This window comes from Rhodococcus sp. NPDC057297, from assembly GCF_042667435.1.
Lineage (GTDB): Bacteria > Actinomycetota > Actinomycetes > Mycobacteriales > Mycobacteriaceae > Rhodococcoides.
The window spans coordinates 615,576-635,426 of record NZ_JBHUZE010000004.1; the positions used below are offsets into that span (position 1 = coordinate 615,576).

The 19,851-nt window shown below is 63.0% G+C and carries 24 protein-coding genes and 1 pseudogene; 12 read left to right on the forward strand and 13 right to left on the reverse strand.

Going from position 1 to position 19,851, the window contains the following annotated elements; all coding sequences use genetic code 11:
• The first annotated feature begins 59 nt into the window (after window positions 1–59).
• A complete protein-coding gene (locus ACFULT_RS16170; protein WP_019667657.1) occupies window positions 60–668 on the forward strand; it encodes a hypothetical protein in 609 nt (202 codons plus the stop codon).
• 112 nt (window positions 669–780) lie between these two features.
• Here the strand turns inward: ACFULT_RS16170 and pabB are convergent, their stop codons facing one another.
• From pabB to ACFULT_RS16185, 3 genes are all read right to left on the reverse strand, one after another.
• Window positions 781–2,844: an aminodeoxychorismate synthase component I gene (gene pabB, locus ACFULT_RS16175; protein ID WP_378481885.1), complete on the reverse strand. Its 2,064-nt coding sequence runs from the start codon at window positions 2,842–2,844 to the stop codon at window positions 781–783.
• Between the two features lie 7 nt (window positions 2,845–2,851).
• Window positions 2,852–3,187 carry a chorismate mutase gene (locus tag ACFULT_RS16180; RefSeq protein WP_037110766.1) on the reverse strand — a complete coding sequence of 112 codons (336 nt, stop codon included), beginning with the start codon at window positions 3,185–3,187 and terminating at the stop codon, window positions 2,852–2,854.
• Window positions 3,188–3,473: 286 nt separating this feature from the next.
• Complete coding sequence (locus ACFULT_RS16185; protein ID WP_026348228.1) at window positions 3,474–3,812, reverse strand: RNA polymerase-binding protein RbpA; 339 nt, start codon at window positions 3,810–3,812, stop codon at window positions 3,474–3,476.
• A gap of 184 nt (window positions 3,813–3,996) precedes the next feature.
• Between ACFULT_RS16185 and ACFULT_RS16190 the strand changes: the two genes are divergently transcribed.
• The 3 genes from ACFULT_RS16190 to ACFULT_RS16200 all read left to right on the forward strand — a co-directional run bounded on the left by ACFULT_RS16190 (window position 3,997) and on the right by ACFULT_RS16200 (window position 5,262).
• Window positions 3,997–4,329, forward strand: coding sequence for a hypothetical protein (locus ACFULT_RS16190; protein WP_037110764.1), 333 nt, complete (start codon window positions 3,997–3,999; stop codon window positions 4,327–4,329).
• A gap of 97 nt (window positions 4,330–4,426) precedes the next feature.
• Window positions 4,427–4,921, forward strand: coding sequence for a carboxymuconolactone decarboxylase family protein (locus tag ACFULT_RS16195; protein WP_378481916.1), 495 nt, complete (start codon window positions 4,427–4,429; stop codon window positions 4,919–4,921).
• A complete protein-coding gene (locus ACFULT_RS16200; RefSeq protein ID WP_037110793.1) occupies window positions 4,921–5,262 on the forward strand; it encodes a GNAT family N-acetyltransferase in 342 nt (113 codons plus the stop codon). The genes ACFULT_RS16195 and ACFULT_RS16200 overlap by 1 nt, the downstream gene beginning before the upstream one ends.
• Before the next feature lie 26 nt (window positions 5,263–5,288).
• Here ACFULT_RS16200 and ACFULT_RS16205 read toward each other — a convergent pair whose 3' ends face one another.
• On the reverse strand, window positions 5,289–5,567 hold the full coding sequence (locus ACFULT_RS16205) for a Rho termination factor N-terminal domain-containing protein (RefSeq protein ID WP_378481886.1): 279 nt from the start codon (window positions 5,565–5,567) through the stop codon (window positions 5,289–5,291).
• An 87-nt stretch (window positions 5,568–5,654) separates the two neighbouring features.
• Window positions 5,655–7,145, reverse strand: a complete 1,491-nt coding sequence (locus tag ACFULT_RS16210) for an amidase (RefSeq protein WP_378481887.1) — start codon at window positions 7,143–7,145, stop codon at window positions 5,655–5,657.
• A 169-nt stretch (window positions 7,146–7,314) separates the two neighbouring features.
• On the opposite strand from ACFULT_RS16210, the gene ACFULT_RS16215 reads away from it, so the two are divergent.
• The 4 genes from ACFULT_RS16215 (at window position 7,315) to ACFULT_RS16230 (ending at window position 10,809) form a co-directional block, all read left to right on the forward strand.
• Entirely contained in the window at window positions 7,315–7,770 is a 456-nt protein-coding gene (locus ACFULT_RS16215) for a tellurite resistance TerB family protein (protein WP_037110759.1), read from the forward strand.
• Between the two features lie 26 nt (window positions 7,771–7,796).
• Entirely contained in the window at window positions 7,797–8,291 is a 495-nt protein-coding gene (locus ACFULT_RS16220; RefSeq protein ID WP_037110757.1) for a DUF6328 family protein, read from the forward strand.
• Between the two features lie 768 nt (window positions 8,292–9,059).
• Window positions 9,060–9,614 carry an alpha/beta hydrolase gene (locus ACFULT_RS16225; RefSeq protein WP_241483804.1) on the forward strand — a complete coding sequence of 185 codons (555 nt, stop codon included), beginning with the start codon at window positions 9,060–9,062 and terminating at the stop codon, window positions 9,612–9,614.
• Window positions 9,615–10,044: 430 nt separating this feature from the next.
• The gene (locus tag ACFULT_RS16230; protein ID WP_378481888.1) at window positions 10,045–10,809 is read left to right on the forward strand and encodes a YqjF family protein; all 765 of its coding nucleotides are present in this window, start codon (window positions 10,045–10,047) and stop codon (window positions 10,807–10,809) included.
• Here the strand turns inward: ACFULT_RS16230 and ACFULT_RS16235 are convergent.
• Genes ACFULT_RS16235 through ACFULT_RS16245 form a run of 3 tightly spaced genes read right to left on the reverse strand, consistent with a single transcriptional unit; the run spans window position 10,791 to window position 13,263 of the window.
• Window positions 10,791–11,366: a dihydrofolate reductase family protein gene (locus ACFULT_RS16235; RefSeq protein WP_378481889.1), complete on the reverse strand. Its 576-nt coding sequence runs from the start codon at window positions 11,364–11,366 to the stop codon at window positions 10,791–10,793. The two genes, ACFULT_RS16230 and ACFULT_RS16235, sit on opposite strands and share 19 nt — an antisense overlap.
• A 50-nt stretch (window positions 11,367–11,416) precedes the next feature.
• Window positions 11,417–12,061: a response regulator transcription factor gene (locus ACFULT_RS16240; RefSeq protein WP_037110748.1), complete on the reverse strand. Its 645-nt coding sequence runs from the start codon at window positions 12,059–12,061 to the stop codon at window positions 11,417–11,419.
• The gene (locus ACFULT_RS16245; protein WP_378481890.1) at window positions 12,052–13,263 is read right to left on the reverse strand and encodes a sensor histidine kinase; all 1,212 of its coding nucleotides are present in this window, start codon (window positions 13,261–13,263) and stop codon (window positions 12,052–12,054) included. Before ACFULT_RS16245 ends, ACFULT_RS16240 begins: the two co-directional genes overlap by 10 nt.
• A 191-nt stretch (window positions 13,264–13,454) precedes the next feature.
• Between ACFULT_RS16245 and ACFULT_RS16250 the strand changes: the two genes are divergently transcribed.
• Both ACFULT_RS16250 and helR read left to right on the forward strand, forming a co-directional pair.
• Window positions 13,455–14,105 (forward strand): DedA family protein, encoded by a 651-nt coding sequence (locus ACFULT_RS16250; protein ID WP_378481891.1) that lies wholly within the window; start codon window positions 13,455–13,457, stop codon window positions 14,103–14,105.
• 239 nt (window positions 14,106–14,344) lie between these two features.
• Window positions 14,345–16,534, forward strand: coding sequence for an RNA polymerase recycling motor ATPase HelR (gene helR / locus ACFULT_RS16255; protein ID WP_378481892.1), 2,190 nt, complete (start codon window positions 14,345–14,347; stop codon window positions 16,532–16,534).
• Window positions 16,535–16,576: 42 nt separating this feature from the next.
• Here the strand turns inward: helR and ACFULT_RS16260 are convergent, their stop codons facing one another.
• On the reverse strand, window positions 16,577–16,933 hold the full coding sequence (locus ACFULT_RS16260) for a VOC family protein (protein WP_037110742.1): 357 nt from the start codon (window positions 16,931–16,933) through the stop codon (window positions 16,577–16,579).
• Between the two features lie 49 nt (window positions 16,934–16,982).
• Here ACFULT_RS16260 and ACFULT_RS16265 point away from each other — a divergent pair, with 49 nt between their 5' ends.
• Window positions 16,983–17,252: a putative quinol monooxygenase gene (locus ACFULT_RS16265; protein ID WP_037110740.1), complete on the forward strand. Its 270-nt coding sequence runs from the start codon at window positions 16,983–16,985 to the stop codon at window positions 17,250–17,252.
• Window positions 17,253–17,323: 71 nt separating this feature from the next.
• Here ACFULT_RS16265 and ACFULT_RS16270 read toward each other — a convergent pair whose 3' ends face one another.
• The gene (locus tag ACFULT_RS16270) at window positions 17,324–17,536 is read right to left on the reverse strand and encodes a hypothetical protein (RefSeq protein ID WP_230594364.1); all 213 of its coding nucleotides are present in this window, start codon (window positions 17,534–17,536) and stop codon (window positions 17,324–17,326) included.
• Window positions 17,537–17,651: 115 nt separating this feature from the next.
• Here ACFULT_RS16270 and ACFULT_RS16275 point away from each other — a divergent pair, with 115 nt between their 5' ends.
• Window positions 17,652–18,446 carry a HugZ family protein gene (locus ACFULT_RS16275; protein WP_378481893.1) on the forward strand — a complete coding sequence of 265 codons (795 nt, stop codon included), beginning with the start codon at window positions 17,652–17,654 and terminating at the stop codon, window positions 18,444–18,446.
• A 20-nt stretch (window positions 18,447–18,466) separates the two neighbouring features.
• Here ACFULT_RS16275 and ACFULT_RS16280 read toward each other — a convergent pair whose 3' ends face one another.
• From ACFULT_RS16280 to ACFULT_RS16290, 3 genes and pseudogenes are all read right to left on the reverse strand, one after another.
• Window positions 18,467–19,123, reverse strand: coding sequence for a nitroreductase family protein (locus tag ACFULT_RS16280; protein ID WP_378481894.1), 657 nt, complete (start codon window positions 19,121–19,123; stop codon window positions 18,467–18,469).
• Between the two features lie 26 nt (window positions 19,124–19,149).
• The gene (locus ACFULT_RS16285) at window positions 19,150–19,560 is read right to left on the reverse strand and encodes an MmcQ/YjbR family DNA-binding protein (protein WP_037110734.1); all 411 of its coding nucleotides are present in this window, start codon (window positions 19,558–19,560) and stop codon (window positions 19,150–19,152) included.
• Between the two features lie 183 nt (window positions 19,561–19,743).
• Window positions 19,744–19,851 (reverse strand): annotated as a pseudogene (locus tag ACFULT_RS16290) (sugar ABC transporter ATP-binding protein); the annotation flags it as partial.

Consider the following 19,851-nt stretch of genomic DNA (forward strand, 5'->3'; position numbering starts at 1 on the left):
ACCGAGGAATACCATTGGGCGTCCGGTAACAGTGGTTCGACAACGGTCTGGGGATACCTGTGAAACGAAGGAAATCAGTTGCGACGACGGCAGCGACCGTTCTCGCGGTCGCGTCGGTGGCAATCGCTGTCGGCGGTGGCACCGCGAATGCAGACCCTACCGAATCCGTGGGTTACGAAACCTCTGTCACGACGGATGGATCCGTCAGCACCGTCCTCGACGCGGGTGCGTTCCGTATCGACAGCAGTGACAATTCGGTGGACGTCGTGGGAAACTCCGGGACGGTTCTTGCAAGCCTGCCTCTGACGTACTCCGTGAACGGCGCGACATATTCGATCGCCCCAGCAGTGGTGGGGGACAGGCAATTGCTCCTGACCCCGCAACCCGCGTCGTTGATCAACGACGCAGCGGGACCGGTCAGCAAGCAAGCCGCGTTCGACAACATGATCAATCAGATCGTGATCGGATACACCGGCGGCGGAGCAGTCGGAACCGCAGTCGGCGCCGGCCTCGGCTTCGCAATCGGTTGTGTGTCGATCTTCCCGAACTTCATTGCCGGGTGCATCATCGGCACCGCCATCGGTGTCGTGGCCGGAACCATCATCGGCACCGTCAACGCAAACCCGAATGTGCAGCCCGCAGTGTTCGAGTACTTCACGACACCGTAGGTTCCTCGGGCCGACGTATTCGGCAGATTCCTCGGGCCGACGTATTCGGCAGATTCCTCGGGCCGACGTATTCGGCCAGGCATCGAATCTCCACGGGAGGACCGGGCCGGCGTCACTCGCCGGAACGGTCCTCCCTTTTCGTGCCGTGCGCGAGCGCGCGACGCATCGACACCGCCTTGACCATCGTCTCCTGGAATTCCTCTTCCGGGTCCGACAGCGCGACTATCGCGCCGCCGACACCGAACGTCACCTCGTGTTCGGTGGAGACGATCGTCCTGATGACAATCGAGAAGTCGGCCGAACCGGTCAACGAGAAATAGCCGATCGCACCGGAATAGACACCACGTGGCCCGTCTTCGAGCTTGTCGATGATCGCCATGGTCCGAATCTTGGGTGCACCCGTCATCGAGCCACCCGGGAAAGCGGCGCTGATGCAGTCCACCGCGGATGCGTCGTCGCGTAGCCGTCCACGCACCGTCGAGACCAGTTGATGTACCGGGGCGTAGGTCTCGACGTCGAACAGCTTCGGCACGTGGACCGAACCCGGCACGCAGACCTGCGCCAGGTCGTTACGAACCAGGTCGACGATCATCAGGTTCTCGGCCTTGTCCTTCTCGTTTCCGACCAGATCGGACCGAAGACGCTCGTCCTGTTCGGGAGTGCTGCCCCGCGGACGGGTTCCCTTGATGGGCTTGGACTCGACCACTCGGTCGGCGTCGATTCGCAGGAACCGCTCGGGAGAGGCACTCGCGACCGACAGGTCGTCGAAACCGAGAAACGCGCTGTATGGAGTCGGATTGATTTCTCGCAGATACGTGTACGTTTCCAAGGCATCGATGGGACCGGGGAGGGTCGCGACGTTCGTCAGGCACACCTCGTAGGTCTCACCGCTCGTGATGTCCGCAAGACACTGCTCGATGAGCCCGAGGTACTTCTCCCGATCGTGCCGAAGGTGGAGGGCGGTCTCGAATTCCGGCGCAAGCAAAGGAACAGGCTCGGGCTCGGCGCTCTCGACCTCCTCGCCGATCGAGGTCAAGGCGTCGGCCACGGTCTGGAACCAGGCCGACGTCGTCGCGTCGCCGTATTCGGTCACCAGTGCAAGTGCGTAACAGTTCCCGGCCTCGTGGTCGAACACAAGTGCACGGTCGGCGAAGACCATCGATGCGTCCGGTGTCGCGGAGGTATGTACCAGTTGACCGCCGACGTCGGCTTTCAGCTCGTACCCGAGATAGCCGATATACCCCAGCCCGAATGCGAAAGGCAGGTCGTGCAAAGCAGGCACGGCACGTTGCTGCAACTGGCCGTTCAAGTAGTCGAAGAACGTCGAGTCGAACGACTCCATCGAACCGTCGGGCCGGTGTACGTCGACACGACGCTCGGCCACGCGATAGGTGAGGTACTCCGCGAGAGGTCCCGAGCAGTCACCCATGATGGTGAACCGTGAACCCGGCTCCACTGCCGAGCTTCCGTCGAGCCAGAACGCGTTGGGGCCGGTCGCATACAGAAGTTCGAACACTCTCTGCGTGTCGAAAGTTCCCTCGATGCAACGGCTTTCGATCGAGTATCGAGACCGCGGGGGAGCGGGGGGAGCGTGCATGGTCTCGCGAGTGAGGTCGCGGAAGTTGGACAGTAGTTCGCGTCCGTACTCGGTGCTGATCGACTCCGGATGGAACTGAACGCCCCACATGGGACGGGACGTGTGACGGACGGCCATGACCAGGCCGTCGTCGGTCCACGCGCACGCCTCGAGCTCGTCGGGCAGGGCTGTGGCCGTCAAGGAGTGATAACGCACGACCGAGTACGGCGACGGGATACCGGCGAACAGACCGCTTCCGTCGTGGGTGATGTCGGAGAGCCTGCCGTGCATCGGTGTCGGTGCCAGGTCGACCTCGCCGCCGAGAAGATGACACAACGCCTGGTGACCGAGACACACGCCCAGGATCGGTAGGTCGAGTTCGGTGATCGCTCGCGCGCTGATGCCGAGGTCGTGGGGTGTGCTCGGACGGCCGGGTCCGGGGGAGACGACGACGTTGTCGAAATCGCCGAGCGGCAGGGAATTCCAGTCGACGTCGTTGCGTACGACGACAGGTTCGATCCCGTTGACCTCGCACAGCAAGCTGTAGAGGTTGTAGGTGAACGAATCGTAATTGTCGATCAGGAGGGTTCGCACGGGCATGGTGTCATCACCGGCCACGTTCGCCGACGGACACGTCCGCACTGGTGCTCTCGAGGTCGTCGATGATGAGGTCCTCCACCCGGCATGCTTCGCCGATCAGGAGGTCGTAGACGGAGGTCAGGAAATCTTCCGACAACCCGTGCTCGCGGGCGAATGCGCGTGCGCGGTCCTGTACCACCCCGACACGGCCGGGCTGCATCATCGGAATGTCGAACTCGCGCTTGACCAACGCAACTTTCGAGCAGATTTCGATGCGGTGCCGAATGGACTCGAGAATACGAGCGTCGAGAGCATCGAGCTCACCGCGTAGCGATTCGAGTTGACTGCCGGGCTCGTCGGTCACGTGTAGTTGCCCCCTCGTTCAGCAGTCCGGAACTGCGACTGTTTCGTGTATTCGCTCGATTGTTGATCGCATCGTCCCGAGGGACCGTTACCTGCGAAAGATCGAACGAATCGTGTCAACAATAATCGCATCTCGTCCGCCTGAATTCACTTCCGAGGTGACGAATGTTGCTCTATTGCAGTCAGTGAGTGAAGCAAACGGACTTTCGTTCCGTACAAACGCAAAAAACCGCACTTGCCGAATGTTTTGAATTCGGCAAGTGCGGTTTCTCGGGAACTTCCCTGGATCAGGCGCCGCGGCGCTTGACCTTCAACAGGTCCATACGCTCCTTGAGCAATTCTTCCAGTTCCTCGACCGACCGACGCTCGAGAAGCATGTCCCAGTGGGTACGGGGCGGCTTGACCTTCTTGGCCTCGGGAGCGGTGCCCTCGATGAGTGAGCCTTCCAAACCGTTACGGCACTGCCACGTTCCGGGGATTTCGGCGTCGTCCGCGAACGGGACATCGAACTCCTCACCGTTGTCGCAGCGGTAACGCGCAACGCGGCGTGGCGCAAGGTCGTGGTCGCGGTCGGTCTCGTAGCTCACGGCGCCGAGTCGGCTACCTCGTAGTACTCGATCTGCCATTGTGGCGTCCTCTCCCTCGATAGTGCGTGCTCGTCCGCAGCGCGCACTGCATTCGACTCACGGATGTACAACGCGCCGGCGCGGCGAATCGTTCCCGGCCACGGGACCGACGTTCGCACGACACGAGCCGACCCGCAGACACGTTTGCGCCATTCTACCGCCACACCGTCGTAGGCTCGTCGGCATGTCGGTGAAGTCGCGTCGCGTGCACGCTTGTGCCTGGTGTGGGCGGGACGTCGCCGACGGCGGCATGGGGCGGCGCCGGCGGTACTGCAGGCAGTCGTGTCGGCAGCGGGCCTACGAACACAGGTCGGCGGTCAAGGGAACGTCGATCCCCGAGGACGCCGTGGTGCTGAGTGCGGACGAGGCATCAGCGCTGATCGACCGCAACTTCGAGGTTCGATGCGCAGCCGAGGACGTCGCGACGGCTGTGGCCGAAGGGGCCGGCGTGGACGAGCTCGCGCGGTTGTGCGGAGATCTCGTCTCTCTCGCTCGGGATGCCGAGCGGCTGCGCTGACCGACGTCGACTTCAGATCTCCACCATGTAGTTGCGACGTCAACTACATGGGTTATCGTTGACCTCGCACGTCCACCGCATCGTCGAAAGGGATCCGTTGTCCGAAGTCAATCCTCGCCGGGTCCTGCTGGACAAAGCGAATCCAGACGTGTTCAAAGCTCAACTGGCAGTCGCCAAAGCTGTTCGTACTGCGACCGGCACCGCGGGGATGGATCGACGGTTCGTCGAGTTGCTGAACGTCCGCGTGTCTCAGATCAACGGGTGCGCCTACTGCCTCGACGTTCACTCGACCGCTGCGCTGGAGGCCGGCGAGAGCACTCAGCGGCTCGCGGTGCTGCCTGCGTGGCGCGAGACGACACTGTTCAGCGACAAGGAGCGCGCTGCGCTCACCTTGGTCGAGTCCGTGACTCGGCTTCCTGGTTCCGTCGATCAGGACCGCGATTACGCAGCAGCAAGCAGTATTCTGACCGAGGTCGAGGTAGCCGCCGTCAGCTGGGTCGCGATAGCGATGAATGCGTTCAATCGAATCTCCATCGTGAGTCGGCATCAGGTTCGTCCGCACGCCGATACGACCTCGCCGAAAGGGAAATGATGAGCAACGAGCAGCACGATATCCGCGATCGGGTGGTCGTCTCGGAAGATACGGACGGGCGGCGTTACACGCTCGTACTCGACGGACACGTCATCGGGTTCACCGAGTTTCGTGACCATGGCGAGCAAAGAATCTTCTTCCACACCGAGATCGACGACGCCTACGCCGGCCATGGTCTCAGTTCGGTTCTGGTGACTGCTGCCCTCGACGATGTCCGTGCGCAAGGACGTCGCATCGTTCCGGTGTGCCCGCTGGTGGCCAAGTTCCTGACCAAGCACGATGCGTACCAGGACATCACCGATGCGGTTACACCGAATATCTTGGCGTATCTCCGGAGTTGAGGCCGCCACCGGGCCGATGTCCGGGGTCAGTGCTCCCTGAGCGTGTCGATCAGCTCTGCTTTCCTGAGGTCGGAGTACCCCTCGATACCCAGTTCCTTGGCGCGTGACTTCAGCTCGTCGACGGTCCAGTCCTCGTACGAGCCCGATTCGCCGCCCTTCGCGCCGATCGTGGAACGACCCTCGTTGGCAGCGGCATTGGAGATCCGCGCTGCCTTCTCCTTGGAGTTGCCCTCCTCGCGCAGTTTCTCGTAGAGGTCCTCGTCCTTCAGCTGAGGCTGAGAGCTATTGGACTCGTCGGCCGCCATGTCTTCTCCTCGTCTCGTGTCCGGCTGTGTGCATCGCTGTCGGACACGAGATAACCGGAGCCCGCACCCGTCAAACGGGCGCGTTCCTCAGACGGGCGTGTCAGTTGCAGGAAAGCGGTGAATCCACGGAGCAGCCTCTTCGATCTGCGCAGCAAGCCGAAGGAGAGCGCCGTCGGAGCCGAGGTGTCCGACGAATTGGACGCCGAGCGGTAAACCGTCCGAGGTCCAGTGGACCGGGACACTGATTGCAGGTCGGCCGGTGACGTTGGCGAGCTGGGTGTACGGGACCCACCCGAGGTTGTTCTGGACGACATCGTCGAGAATCCCTGTCAGATCCATGATCCTTCCGGCGCGAAGAACACCGGCCGCTCGCGCCGCTCGCTGCATCAGCGGCGGAGTCGAGGCAGCACCGATTCGAAGCGGGGGAGTAGCCAAGGTCGGAGTGAGGAGAAAATCGAACTTTCGATGGAACGTTGCGAGCGACTGCGTGTAGACCTTCGTGTTCTCGAGCGCTGCTACCGGGGCCACGAATCCGGTGTGGCGGCCGTACTCGGCCACGGCGAGCGTGTCCGCCTCGAAATCGGAATTCTTTGCGCCGGTCCTGGCCTTGATCTCGGCTACCTGCGCGTACACCTGCGCGAACCAGATCGTCAGAAAGTCACGTGACAGTGCCCAGTCGTCGTACGGCTGAGGAACTTCTTCGACATGGTGGCCGAGTTCTTCCAGCAGCGCGGCCGTGTGTTCCACGGCCGCTACAGCCTCCGGGTGCGGTGACGGATTCACGGTCGACGACGTGGACCACCCGATTCGAAGACCGGTCGGGCGGCTGCGTATGGCGTCGGCGAATCGCTCGGTCGGGAACTGGGCAAGATAGCCGGCATTCGGGTCCGGGCCGACGATGGCGTCGTAGAGCGCCGCACTGTCGCGGACCGTTCGGCTGACGACGCCCTGACTGACCATCCCGAACATGATTTCGCCGGTCTGCGGTCCGTACGGCGACAACCCCCGACTCAACTTCAGTCCGACGAGACCGTTGCATGCGGCCGGTATTCGTATGGAACCGCCGCCATCGTTCGCGCCGGCCGCTGGAACGATCCCGGCGGCAACGGCCGCACCCGAACCACCCGACGAACCTCCGGGTGTTCGGTGCAGGTTCCACGGATTGCGTGCCGGACCCCAGTAGTCCGATTCCGTGACGCCCTTCGCACCGAGTTCCGGTGTGTTGGTCTTACCGAAGACGACAAGACCTGCGTCCAGGAATCGCTGAGTGATCAACGAATTCTCGGTCGCGATGTCATCGGCAAGCGAACGCGACCCGTAGGACGTCGGGTACCCCTTGTATTCCTGTGCCAGGTCCTTCAGCAGAAACGGAACACCCGCGAACGGTCCGCGGCCGAGCGTCTGCGCCGCGTCGTCTGCTGCGGAATCGGTTCGAGCCACGATCGAGTTGAGCTTGCCGTCGACGTCGTAGGCGCGTCGGCGAGCCAGTTCCAACAACTCTGACGCGGTGACCTCGCCGGCCGCCACCAGGGATGCGAGTTCGGTTGCGTCCTTGGACACGTACTCCTCGAGGTTCACGCGCCGATCCTACTGCCGGCGAATTCTGTCGGGGCCGAAGTCGTGCACAGAGATCACGGACTGCTCGCCGAGATCGCGGAGGCGATTCCGGCAAACCGGTCGACCGACGGGCACAATGGTGGCGACCGCACGGAGAGTGCGGTCCAGGCAACGCGAGCGAAGGAATGTCATGGCTTTCTGGGACCAGTTGAAGGCGAAGGCCACCGAACTGAACGGGCAGTTGCAGACCAAGACCGTCCAGTTCAAGAACAAGGAATTCGCGAACGGCAGTATGGCGATGTGCGCGCTGATCGCTGCGGCCGATGGCAGCATCGATCCGGCCGAGCGGCAGAAGACTGCGGCACTGATCTCCGGTAACGAAGCTCTCAAAGTTTTCCCCGCCGAGGAGCTTCGCCAGAAGTTCGACTGGTACTGCGACAAGCTTGCCGGTGATTTCGACTTCGGCAAGGTGGAGGCAACTGCCACGATCGCCAAGTTGAAGGGCAAACCGGATCAAGCTCGCGCGGTGATCCAGATCGGCATCATCATCGGCGGTGCCGATGGACACTTCGACGATCACGAGAAAGCCGCTGTCAAGAACGCGTGCTTCGCCGTAGGAATCGACCCCAGCGAATTCGAACTCTGAGTAGTCTCCGCAGCTAGTCTGATGCAATGAGCACTGACGAGGATCCGGATCACCTCGAATGGAACGGCAAGGCGCGCAACGAAACTCCCACCCAGCAGCTCGACAGAAACTGGCTCGCACTGTTGCAGGAGCTACGAGTCGTCCAGACCGGCGTCCAGCTGCTGACGGGATTTCTGCTCACCTTGCCGTTCCAGGGTCGGTTCGACGATCTCTCCTCAGCGGGCCACATCGTGTATCTCGTGACCGTATCGGCGTCGATTCTCGCGACAATACTGCTGGTTGCGCCGGTGGGCATGCATCGATTGCTGTTTCGTCAGCGTGCGATCGGTGTGCTGGTGCGAGTGGGCAACACGCTCGCGATCAGCGGCATCGTGATGCTGGGTATCACGTTGATCGGAGCTGTTGCCTTGACATTCGAGATAGTCCTCGGCCTGAGTGCGGCATTACCGGCAGCCGTCATAGTCGCGGTGATCATGATCGGATTCTGGTTCGTTCTGCCTCGCGCATACCGGACGACATGACTCGACGCGTGACGGCGTCCGCGACAACCTGTACGTTTCGTCACTGTGACGAAATAACGGAGAGTGGCAGAGTTACAGGGAAGCGGCCAAGGGTTCCGACTCGGAGGTCGCGCTGCCATGAGGAGACATTTCGCATGGCTGCACGCGGACGATGAAGGTATCAGCCGGGGCACGGCATCGTCGTGTCGATCGTCGATCCGATCCAAGGCGCGGCGCAGTGTCCACCTGAACGGGTTGGTCGATCACTGAGTGGTTGGTCGATCACTGAGTGGTTGGTCGATCACTGAGTGGCTATTCCGGCTTACCCAGTGGTCGTCGTTTTGCCGATAATCTACATTATGTCATTTCAAGTGCTGCATGTTGCATCGGACCAATCTTTCGACCGCCGCCACCGTTCACGTACGACTCAACATGCACCCGTGCGTTGAAGAAGCGCTTGCTCGGCCGAGTTCTGGGATTCACACTCTGATAACGCCGCCTTGTCTCATCCACCTGCACCATGAAGTCACGTCCACATCCGTCCGCAGTGCTGCGATCTCGAAACTTGCGGTTGCAATCGAACCGCAATCCGATGAAAGGAACTGAATGAGCCAACACCCGTTCATACTTCCCACACCCAAGGCGCACCGAGAACGCCACGACACCATCGACGTCTATCGGTCGGCTGAATCACCCGAACCAGCGCGTGTGAAACAGCCGATAGTTGTCTTCGTACACGGCGGGCCACGCCCTCCCGACGTTGACGACTGGCGACCACGGGACCACCCCATGTTTGTGGGCTACGGGTCGATCGTCGCCGAGCGAGGTGCCATCGGAGTCACCGTTCAACATCACATGGACACCCTGGCGCACTGCAGAACAGCTGCGGAAGAAGTCGCGGCTGGCGTCGAACTCGCCCGGACGCTACCCGGAGTGGACCGCGACCGGGTCGCCCTCTGGTTCTTCTCCGGAGGCGGACTGCTCACTACCGATTGGCTGAGGAACCCGCCATCGTGGCTGACGTGCATCGCTCTCACCTACCCGGTGCTGGACACCGTCCCGGAATGGGGCGTCGATCCGCACGTCGACCCTGTCGATGCGGTCCGAAGCGTCGGCCAGCTCCCGATCTTGCTCACCAAGGTGGGGCGAGAGCGACCGGAATTCATCGCCGGCGTCGACGCTTTCATCACGGCCGCAGCTGAAGCCGAAGCGGAACTCGACATCATCGACCTACCCAAGGGCACTCACGGATTCGACATGTTCGACGATTCGCCGGCATCACGCGATGCAGTGACCACCGCTATCGAATGGGTGCTCACCACAACGACACGCGACCTGCCGTGACGGACGATGCGGCGCGCCTCCGGCTCGTTGGCGGTGCAGGCCTGTCGTGGAATCTTCGCCGCACGCGATTCGAAGCGCCAGCGAGTGCACCGCAAGCTCGACGAATGCGGAGACTACTCCCCCTTACGCCAACCACCCCTGGTGAGGTTCGAGGGCACGGTTCCAAATGATAATCGGACCGAATGTCTCTTCGATCGCAGCGCTGGATGGTTCGGGAACATCCAAGAGGGCGACCGGGTCGACGAATAGTGCACGCATCTATTCCGATCCGCCGACTACAGCACGGCGGAGGCGACCGGCAGTACCCCGATCGACCCTCAGGTTCGTGGATCGACGCATGACGACCGAGTCCGAATCGGCTGGAGCGTCGAACCGAGGCGCCGAGCAAGTTTTCGGTTGAGCGCGGATGTACCCGCCTACTGTTGATCAAATGAATCCCGACGATGGACGACGACTGTGGCCGAGGCCCCCGCTGTTACCACGCCCGATTCTCATGGACCAGCGCTGGGAACGCCTGGTGTTCTTGCACTGGCGCGTTCCGAGTGAGCGTGTTGCGCCGCTCTTACCTGCAGGCACTGTCCCTGACGAGTTCGACGGCACGTCGTGGGTCGGACTGATCGGGTTTCGGATGGTGGGCGCCGGATTCGGATACAAGCGTCCTGTCCCCTATTTCGGTACGTTTCCCGAGATCAACGTTCGGCTGTACTCGGTGGACACGAACGGCAGGCGCGGTGTGGTGTTCCGATCGCTCGAAGCCAGCCGTCTCGCGGTGGTTGCCGGGACCAACCTCGTCGGTGTTCCGTATCGCTGGGCGTCGATCACCATCGAGGACGACGAGACGTCGATCGCCTATCGAAGCGATCGTCTCGCGCCGCCGCAGCGCGGAAGCACCACGAGTTTCGGAGTGCATCGTGGCTCCTGCGACATGTCCGACGACCCACTTGCTCAATTCCTCACCGCGCGTTGGGGTCTGCACACTTCCTTGGCAGGACGGCTTCTGTACGTGCCGAATGTCCATCGCCGCTGGCAACTCTACGACGCCGCCGTCACCCACTGCGACGACCAACTCCTCGGTGCAGCGGGACTTCCGAACGTGTCCGACAGTCCACCGGACTCGGTGTTGTATGCACCAGGTGTCTCCACGCAGTTCGGCAGACCGTACACCGTACCTCTACGTCACGACGGGGACGCATAACGCATCAACGATGCGCCGGATGGAAACGCCCGGCACTCCAACAAGCGCAATCCGATCGATGGTGCACCGTCGAACAACCGTTCGCCGTGACCACGAACATACGGATACACGAACAATCGGTACTCGTCGACGAGACTCGACGCAATCAGACTGCGACACAACGTGATGCTTCCGGTGCACACGATGTCGGAACCGATCGTCTCCTTGATGCGTGTCACCTCGTCGACCAGCGGACCCGACAATACGGTCGAGTTCGCCCACCCGGGTTCCTTCAGCGTCGTGGACACGACGTACTTGGCGACCTGGTTCAGATGATCGGTCACCCCGGTTGTGTCGTCGGTCTTCGGCCCCCAGTAGTCACGCATACCTTCGAAGGTCACTCGGCCTACCAGGAAGCCGTCCGAGGCGTCGCGTTGAGCCGCCAATGCCGCGTCGAGCTCCGGGTCGCTGCCGGCCTGGGTGAACCAATCGTCGGTTGCTTCGATGACGCCGTCGATGGTGATGTTCTGTGTGATGACCAGCTTGCGCGCACTTCTTGAATACCACTCGGTGGGCACACTGGGAAGCGCATGCCTCGGTGAACCATCGGAGGCCCCGATACCGATCGTCAGCTGCGGAGGTAGGTCACGACGGCCACGACGCGACGGCTGAGGCCTTCGGAGTTCGACAGTCCGAGTTTCTCGAAGATCGAGTTGATGTGCTTCTCGGCCGAACTGACGGAGATGAACAGATCGGCAGAGATCCGCGCGTTGGTGAAGCCCCGAGCCATCAGTTCGAGCACGTCGCGTTCGCGCGGAGTGAGTCGATCCACGGGGTTCGATTTACTGGTGCGCGACAACAGTTGTCGCACGACCTCGGGGTCGAACACGGTTCCGCCGTCGGCAACTATATTCAGGGCGTCCAAAAATTCGTCTATCTCGACCACGCGGTCCTTGAGCAGATACCCGACCTTCCCGTCGGAACCGCTGATCAGCTCCCCCGCGTAGCGAGTCTCTACATACTGGGACAGGACGAGAACCGCGACATCGGGCCATCGTGCGCGGATGGTCAGTGCAGCCCGCAGACCCTCGTCGGTGTGATCCGGGGGCATGCGCACGTCGGTGACGACAATGTCCGGGCGATTCTTCTCGACGGCATCCAGGAGTGCGTTCGCATCGGCAACGGACGCGATCACATCGTGGCCTTCGACGGCGAGCATGCGCACCAATCCCTCGCGCAGCAAGGCCGAATCTTCGGCGACCATCACCCGCATGGGACGCTCGCAGTCACGACGGTTGGTCCGCCCACGGGGCTGTCCACGGTCAAGGTGCCGTCCAACGCCGCGACGCGCCGAGCCAACCCGGACAGACCGGTGCCCGAAGGATCCGCTCCTCCGGCACCGTCGTCGGTGACGACGACACGTACGCGTTCGACTTTCTGGCGAGTGACAGCCACGTTCACCACCTGAGCGGATGCGTGCTTGGCTGCATTGGTCACCGCTTCCGCGACCACGAAGTACAGTGCCGTTTCCACCGCGGGCCGCACCCTCTCCTTCAGTTCGTACGTCATTCGGACTGGAACAGTGGCCCGCTCGGCCATCGTTTCCAGCGCCTGGTGCAAACCGGAGTGATCGAGGGCAATCGGGTACACCCGATTGGCGACTTCGCGCAGTTCACCGATCGCTTCCTGCGCCGTCGCCCGAGCGCGATCGAGTAGCTCGCCGGGTTCGTCGGCGCGACGTGCCTGGCCGATGAGCATTCCGAGTGCGACCAGTTGCTGCTGCACACCGTCGTGCAGGTCCCTCTCGATTCGGCGCCGTTCGTCGTCGATGGCATCGACCACACGATCCCGACTGCTCGTCAATTCTGCGACGCGGTGGCGCAGCAACCTGTCGGACTGCGGTCCCAGGACTCGAGTGCCGAACCATCGGTCCAGCGACCCCACCCCTACCACCCCGACGGCAGCGACGAAGGTCAACAGGATTCCAGGCAGGGCCGCGCTTGCCACGAGTAGTGCGTCGACTCGGTTCGAACTCTCGATCAAGCCCCAACCGCCGTTGAGAAGCCATGCAGACAGCATGGACCCGGCCACAGCGAGACACAGCACAAGCAAGAGAATTACACCGATTCCGAGTAGTCCTATCGCCCAACGCATTCCAAGATAAGTTCGGCATCGTCGTGAAGTGAGTGCGTCTGTCCGTAACCGACCGTGAAAGCGGATGATCCTCCGAATCTCGAGCGCGGTCAACGTCAGCGCACCCTCCGCAACGGCGGCACGAACGAGCTCCCCACGCCTTCCGAGCACGTGCACTGAGACGAGGGCAACCGACGCCACCGCGATGTAGAGCAAGCCCGCAACCGACGTGAAACCACCGAGCAGTACTCCCGACAGAGCCAGCAGCCATCGCCCGATGAGCGAGCTGACGGAGATACGATCCGCCTGCTCGGGTGGGTACTCGACGTGGTTCCCCGGCACGCATGCAGAGTAACCGAGCAGATCCGGTCTCGACACTGCGGAAAACCGCACTATGTGCACGGGGTGTACCGCCGCGACGATCGACGGCTGACCCCGATGTCCTGCAGGCCCGGCACTCCTAGCGTTCTCGGTGTCCCTCCAGGAAGAACTTCCTGGAAGGGCCACGTCACCTACGAACGAGGAGAAATATCATGTCCCACTTGTTGATTGCAGCCGCCAGCGAAGCGGAACCTCCAAGCGGGCTCGCCGGTTGGGCGGTGGACCTGATGGATACTCTCGGTGGCCCCGGGGCAGCCCTCGTCGTCGGAGCAGACAACCTGTTCCCGCCGATCCCGAGTGAACTGGTCCTGCCTCTCGCCGGTTTCTCCGCCAGCAGCGGAGTGTTCTCCTTCGGCGCCGCGCTCTTCTGGACGACGCTCGGGTCGGTTCTGGGTGCGATCGTCGTCTACGCCGTCGGCGCGATCGTCGGGCGGGAACGTACTCGCGCGCTGGTCGTGCGAATCCCACTGATCCAAGCCCGTGACTTCGATCGTTCGGAGAAATGGTTCGCACAGCACGGCTCGAAGGCAGTCTTGCTCGGCCGCATGATCCCGCTGTTTCGCAGCTTCATCTCGCTACCGGCCGGAATCGAGCGGATGGGGCCGGTGAAATTCGTTCTGCTCACCACGGTCGGCAGTCTGATCTGGAACACCGTCTTCGTCACCGCCGGCTATCAACTCGGTGAGAACTGGCATCTCGTGGAGCGATACGCCGGGATCCTGCAGAAGGTCGTCGTCGTGTCGGTGTCGCTCGCCGTAGTGGTCTTCGTGATTTCGCGGATGCGTACCCCCAAGAACGCCTGAAACTACTGCGGCACCCACGCTTGCCGGTGGTTTCGAGGCACGGCCCCTTGGTGTCGACCACCGTAAGCAGTGTTACCCCAGTGTGATCAGGTTGCCGATCGAAGCTGGAACGGAATCAAGACGACCTGTCTCTTCCACTATCAAGATATAGCGCACCCATGGGCTTGTGGCAAGACCCCGGTAGTGCCGCAGAATAGCGCATCGAACCTGACACTCACCGGAACGAAAGGCGTGCGCGCATGCCACCCTCGACCAGCGACCACACGTCGACCTCGGCCTTCGACCTGACCGGTAACCGGGCTCGGAAGGCCGCAGCTGAACTGATCCGGGAAGACGAAAAGCACTTCGCAGCAATTGAATCCAGCCTGACGTCGTCGATCGCCGACGCCACGGCACGGCTCGATGCCACGCGGAGGTCCAGCGGGCGGATGGGTCAGGAAGCAATGGAACGAGACTTCGAAGTCCACCGTTTGACCCAACGCCTTCGCTCTCTACGGCGGTTCGGCCTCGATGTGTGTCTCGGGCACATGCAACCCGCCGACGGTTCCGGTCCGATCTACGTCGGTCGCGTCGGCCTGCTCGACGACGCGGGCGAGCAGCTGGTGATCGACTGGCGCTCCCCCGCTGCCGAACCGTTCTTCGGGGCCACTCACGGAAACCCGATGGGCTTGGTCAGACGCCGCCGGTACCGATGGACGAACGGGCGCGTCGCCGACTACTGGGACGAGGTGTTCGCCGATGGCGACGGCACCGAATCGGCGGCCCTCGACGACCAGTCCGCGTTCATCGCAAGCCTCGGAACCACCCGGTCTCCGAGGATGCGTGACGTTCTCGGCACCATCCAGGCGGACCAGGACGCGATCATCAGAGCAGGATCGGACGGTGCGCTCGTGGTCGACGGCGGTCCTGGTACCGGCAAAACCGTTGTGGCGCTGCATCGCACCGCCTACCTGCTGTATTCGGATCCGCGGCTCGGCCACAATCGGGGCGGGGTGCTCTTCGTCGGACCACACAAGCCGTACCTGAACTACGTTTCCGATGTCCTCCCCAGCCTCGGTGAGGAGGGCGTGCTCACGTGCACGCTGCCCGACCTCGTGGCCGAGGGCGACACCGCGGGAACCGAGGACGACCAGGCCGTCGCCGCGCTTAAATCATCGGTGGACATGGTCGGGGCCGTCGAACGAGCTGTTCGGTTCTACGAGCAGCCCCCCACGAAGCCGATGACGGTGGAGACGGAGTGGGCGGATCTTCACCTCTCGGCTACCGATTGGAAAGAAGCGTTCGACGCCGCCGATTCGACGACGCCGCACAACGACGCTCGGGAGCTCGTGTGGGACGTTTTGGTGAGCATCCTCGTCGACAAGTACGTCGGTGAGGCCCCGGAGTCCGAGGTCCGTGCGTCGCTTCAGGCCAACGACGAACTGCGTGCAGCTCTGGACAATTCGTGGACGTCGGTCGAGGCGGCCGACCTGGTGGCGGATCTGTGGTCCGTACCCGCCTACCTGCGTCTGTGCGCGCCGTGGCTGACCCCGGCAGAGGTCGCACTTCTGCAGCGAAGCGACCCTTCTCGATGGACCACGGCGGATCTTCCGATCCTGGATGCGGCCCGTCGCCGCCTCGGCGACCCCGAATCAGGGCGAATCCTGCGCCGACGCGCGGCCGCGGCAGCCGCCGAGAGACGGCGGATGGACCGGGTCGTCGAGGAACTCCTGCAGCTCGACGACGAGGACGGCCTGTACGCCCAACTCCGGCAGGACGGAATTCGCGATGCCTTGGTCGACGATTCCGTGCTTCCGCACACCGAGCCGGACCGAATGGCCGGGCCGTTCGCGCACATCGTCGTCGACGAGGCACAGGAATTGACCGACGCGGAATGGCAGATGCTGGTGCAGCGCTGCCCGTCCGGAAGCTTCACCATCGTCGGCGACCGGGCGCAGGCGCGCCGCGGATTCACCGAGACGTGGATGGACCGACTCGAACGAGTGGGCATCGGACGCGTCACCGACACCGACACGAAAGGCGTGACCATCCAGGAACTGACCATCAACTACCGCACCCCGGAGGAGGTGATGGCCGTCGCCGAACCCGAGATTCGACGAGTGCTCCCCGACGCGAACGTACCCACATCCATTCGGGCCGGCGGTGTCCCGGTGACGTACGGGGACCCGTCGGAACTCGCGTCGATCACCGAGCGTTGGCTCGCCGACAACCCGGACGGCATCGGATGCGTCATCGGAGCCGCGACGTTCCGTGAGACCGATCGCATCCGGTCGTTGACTCCGTCGTTGTCCAAAGGGCTCGAGTTCGATCTGGTCGTCCTCGTCGAACCGGCGGCGTTCGGCAGCGGCATCGAGGGCGCAGTCGATCGCTACGTCGCGATGACCAGAGCGACCCGCACGTTGGCGGTACTGGAGTCCGTACAGGAGTGAAGCCCTACTCGCCGGGTGAAGGCCTAGTCGCCGGGTGAAGGCCTAGTCGCCGTGGTGACGGACGATGTTCACGACGTTTCCGTCCGGCGCGCGGACGAGAAACCTCCGCACGCCCCAGGGCTCGTCCGTCACCGGATGAACGATCTCGTACCCGGCGCCGACGGCTTCGTCGTACGCGGCGTCGACGTCGTCGGTCATCACCGACATCACGGAGTCGACAGGCGAGGTCCGGTCACGGGTGACGAGCTGGACGCTGGCGTCGCCGTCGGGTGCGGTGAACCGTGCCACCCATCCGAGACTGAATTCCTGGGTCTCCAGGCCCAGGAACTGCTCGTAGAAACCCTTCGCTGCATCGATGTCGGCGACGGTGAGGTTGGTGACGATCTTTCGTGCCCGCACGGCTGCTCCTCGGCGATGAGTTTTCGGCTACCGCGATGTCGGTACCCACATGATCATCGTTGCTGGGCACCTCACCGTGGAAGCGAACTCCAGAGATTCCTACCTGGCCGGGTGTGTGGATGTAGTGCGGCTGGCCAGGGAATCGGAAGGGTGCTTGGACTTCTCCATTGCGGCTGACCTGCTCGACAGCGGGCGTATCGACATCTACGAGAGGTGGGACGACGTCGAGCATCTTCACGCGTTTCGTGGCTCGGGTCCCGATGCCGGTCAGCAGGCAGCAATTCTCTCCGCCGACGTACGTGAGTTCGAGTGTCGGTAACTTCGGGACTTCGGGACTTCGGGACTTCGACTCAGCGCGGAATCGACGACCTGATCCGGGGTGACCCCGGACTACTCGTCGGTGCTGGCCTTGCGCCTCAGCTTGAGCCGAACCAGTTTGATCGTCACGGCCAGCGCCACCAGAAGCCACCCCACACCCAGCACGCACAAACCGACCGTCGTCGCCGACGCCGCTTTCCTGTCGTCGGCGTAGACATACCCCACGCCGGCCCAGATCGCAGCGACCACCACGAACAACCCCATCGCCGCCATTACCGCTCGCACCGTCCGGTTGGTGCGTAACACCCTCATCACGGCGTTGACATGCCCAGACGGGCCGGTCTCCAAACGGCGTCATGGAGTTGCCCGCGCCACACGGCGACTCCGTAGACTGCCCGACATGGCACTCGATCATGGCGACCCAGGCGATGCACCGTCCACTCCTCCCCCGCTCGTCGACGTGGAGGACGTCCGCCGACCGACGCCCGCAGAGGAAGCTCGCACCGTCGCTGCATCGACCAACATCGCGACGCTCGCCAGCCTGACCGCCGACGGTGATCCGTGGGCGTCGTACGTCACCTACGGACTTCTGGGTGGCTCGCCCGTGTTGTGTGTTTCTCGGATGGCCGAACACGGGCGCAACCTGCACGGTGATCGACGCGCAAGTGTCTCGATCGTCGCGCCGGAAACTGCGAGTGACCCGCTGGCGATCTCTCGGGTCACGCTTGCGGGCCGGGTGGACGCTCCCATCGGATCCGAACTCGACGCTGCCCGCGCCGCACACATGGATGCTGTGCCCGCGGCGAAGTACTACATCGATTACAGCGACTTCTCACTGTGGGTGCTTCGAGTCGAACGAGCCCGATGGGTGGGAGGTTACGGACGCATGGACTCGGCCACAGCCGACGACTACGAAGCAGCCACTCCGGATCCGGTGACTCCCGGAGCGGCGAACGCGATCTCTCACCTCAACGAGGACCATGCCGATTCACTGCTGGCGATGGCGCAGAACCTCGGCGGATATCCGGACGCAACCGTCGCGACATGCACGACAGCCGATCGGTACGGCCTCGATCTCAGCGTCACCACACCTCGTGGAAACGCCACCACGAGAGTCGGTTACGCGTCACCGATAGACAGGATCGACGACCTTCGCGCAGCCACTGTCGAGCTCGCGCGCCGAGCACGTAGCTGAGCCCTCCTCACCACCGGCGTCTACCACCTGTCCATGTGCAGAACCGAATCGATCGGTTCGCGCGGGGCGGGCTTGAACGTCTCACCGGTGAAGTACGCGGTGGGGATCAGCGCGGCCTGGTGGAAGCCTTGCGGGATACCCAGCAATTCTGCGACCTCTGCTTCACGGGACAGATGCAGCGTCGTCCACGCCGTGCCGAGTCCACGCGCGCGGGCCGCCAGCGCGTAGCTCCACGCAGCCGGCAGCAGCGATCCCCACAGGCCGGCCTGGTTACCTGCCGGAAGCTCGACGGCACCGCGAATACACGGGATGAGCAGAACCGGTACCTCCCCCATGTGGTCGCCCAGCCAGGCCACGCTGTCTCCGACTCGCTTCTGCACCGGTGCTCGTTGAGGATCATCGGCGAACAGTCTTGCCGCCGACGCTCGCGACGCCAGGTACTTCTCGACTTCCTGGCGGTAGATCTCCCCGATTTGCGCGCGCAGCGATCGGTCGGTCACGACCATCCATTGCCACCCTTGCCGGTTGGAACCCGACGGTGCTTGCAACGCGATCTCCAGGCATTCGCGAACGAGATTCGGGTCGACCTCACGGGTGAGGTCCAATCTCTTCCGCACGGTGCGGGTCGTGGTCAGCAGTTCGTCCGGGGTCAGGTCGAGTACGGGGAACGATGTCATGTCTTCGAGTGTGTCACCGGCACGACTCAGGTGCCCGGACGATCCACCGATTCCGCCAACTTCCGGGGAGCGAGCAGGCAGTAACTGTCGGTGAGCAGCTCGGACAGTTCGTCCTCGTCGGCGTCGTCGACGAGCATCCCCACCGTGTCCTGACCCCACGGCGTCGCGAAGAACGGCGGCCCGGACCGCAGCAGCACGTCCAGTTCGGGCGCCTCGGATCGGAACGTCAACACCGTGGCTGGTTCCACGAGTCCCGCAGCGTCGGCGTAGGACGCCGGCCTGCCCGGTTCCACCACCAACACGTGCGCGAACGTCCGGGTACGCACTCGCCAGCGCACCCCCGTCCACGCACGTTCCTCGACGGTTTCCGGCAACCTCGAACACACCGTTCTGATGACATTCAGAATGCTTTCCGGCACATCGGGATAGTCGCTCATGCTCGCCTCACCGCCAGTGTTCGTCGGCCTCGTGTCAGGGAACCTATCGCGCGACACCGACGCGTACACGGCGGATGCGCGTACGTATTGCGTACGAGAAATGGGTCGGCCCGCTTGTCTCCGGTGAGAGACAAGCGGGCCGACCCGGTCGAGCGCGGCGATGTCGCCGAATTGCGACGTGACTCAGCGCCTCAGCTCGTGGGTGAGGGTTTCGAGTTCGTCGCCGCCTGCCATTTCCTTGGTGAGATCGTCGAGGCTGATCTCGTCGTAGGTGCAGTCGAGTTTCTGGCG

Bases quoted from the DNA above. Each gene is read 5' to 3' on its own strand.
- ACFULT_RS16215 (WP_037110759.1), top strand. From the start codon at position 7,315: ATGGCTTTCTGGGACCAGTTGAAGGCGAAGGCCACCGAACTGAACGGG.
- ACFULT_RS16265 (WP_037110740.1), top strand. From the start codon at position 16,983: ATGATCATCGTTGCTGGGCACCTCACCGTGGAAGCGAACTCCAGAGAT.
- ACFULT_RS16220 (WP_037110757.1), top strand. From the start codon at position 7,797: ATGAGCACTGACGAGGATCCGGATCACCTCGAATGGAACGGCAAGGCG.
- ACFULT_RS16185 (WP_026348228.1), bottom strand. From the start codon at position 3,812: ATGGCAGATCGAGTACTACGAGGTAGCCGACTCGGCGCCGTGAGCTAC.
- ACFULT_RS16240 (WP_037110748.1), bottom strand. From the start codon at position 12,061: ATGCGGGTGATGGTCGCCGAAGATTCGGCCTTGCTGCGCGAGGGATTG.
- ACFULT_RS16205 (WP_378481886.1), bottom strand. From the start codon at position 5,567: ATGGCGGCCGACGAGTCCAATAGCTCTCAGCCTCAGCTGAAGGACGAG.
- ACFULT_RS16200 (WP_037110793.1), top strand. From the start codon at position 4,921: ATGAGCAACGAGCAGCACGATATCCGCGATCGGGTGGTCGTCTCGGAA.
- ACFULT_RS16225 (WP_241483804.1), top strand. From the start codon at position 9,060: ATGTTTGTGGGCTACGGGTCGATCGTCGCCGAGCGAGGTGCCATCGGA.
- ACFULT_RS16250 (WP_378481891.1), top strand. From the start codon at position 13,455: ATGTCCCACTTGTTGATTGCAGCCGCCAGCGAAGCGGAACCTCCAAGC.
- ACFULT_RS16190 (WP_037110764.1), top strand. From the start codon at position 3,997: ATGTCGGTGAAGTCGCGTCGCGTGCACGCTTGTGCCTGGTGTGGGCGG.
- ACFULT_RS16280 (WP_378481894.1), bottom strand. From the start codon at position 19,123: ATGACATCGTTCCCCGTACTCGACCTGACCCCGGACGAACTGCTGACC.
- pabB (WP_378481885.1), bottom strand. From the start codon at position 2,844: ATGCCCGTGCGAACCCTCCTGATCGACAATTACGATTCGTTCACCTAC.
- ACFULT_RS16230 (WP_378481888.1), top strand. From the start codon at position 10,045: ATGAATCCCGACGATGGACGACGACTGTGGCCGAGGCCCCCGCTGTTA.
- helR (WP_378481892.1), top strand. From the start codon at position 14,345: ATGCCACCCTCGACCAGCGACCACACGTCGACCTCGGCCTTCGACCTG.
- ACFULT_RS16275 (WP_378481893.1), top strand. From the start codon at position 17,652: ATGGCACTCGATCATGGCGACCCAGGCGATGCACCGTCCACTCCTCCC.
- ACFULT_RS16285 (WP_037110734.1), bottom strand. From the start codon at position 19,560: ATGAGCGACTATCCCGATGTGCCGGAAAGCATTCTGAATGTCATCAGA.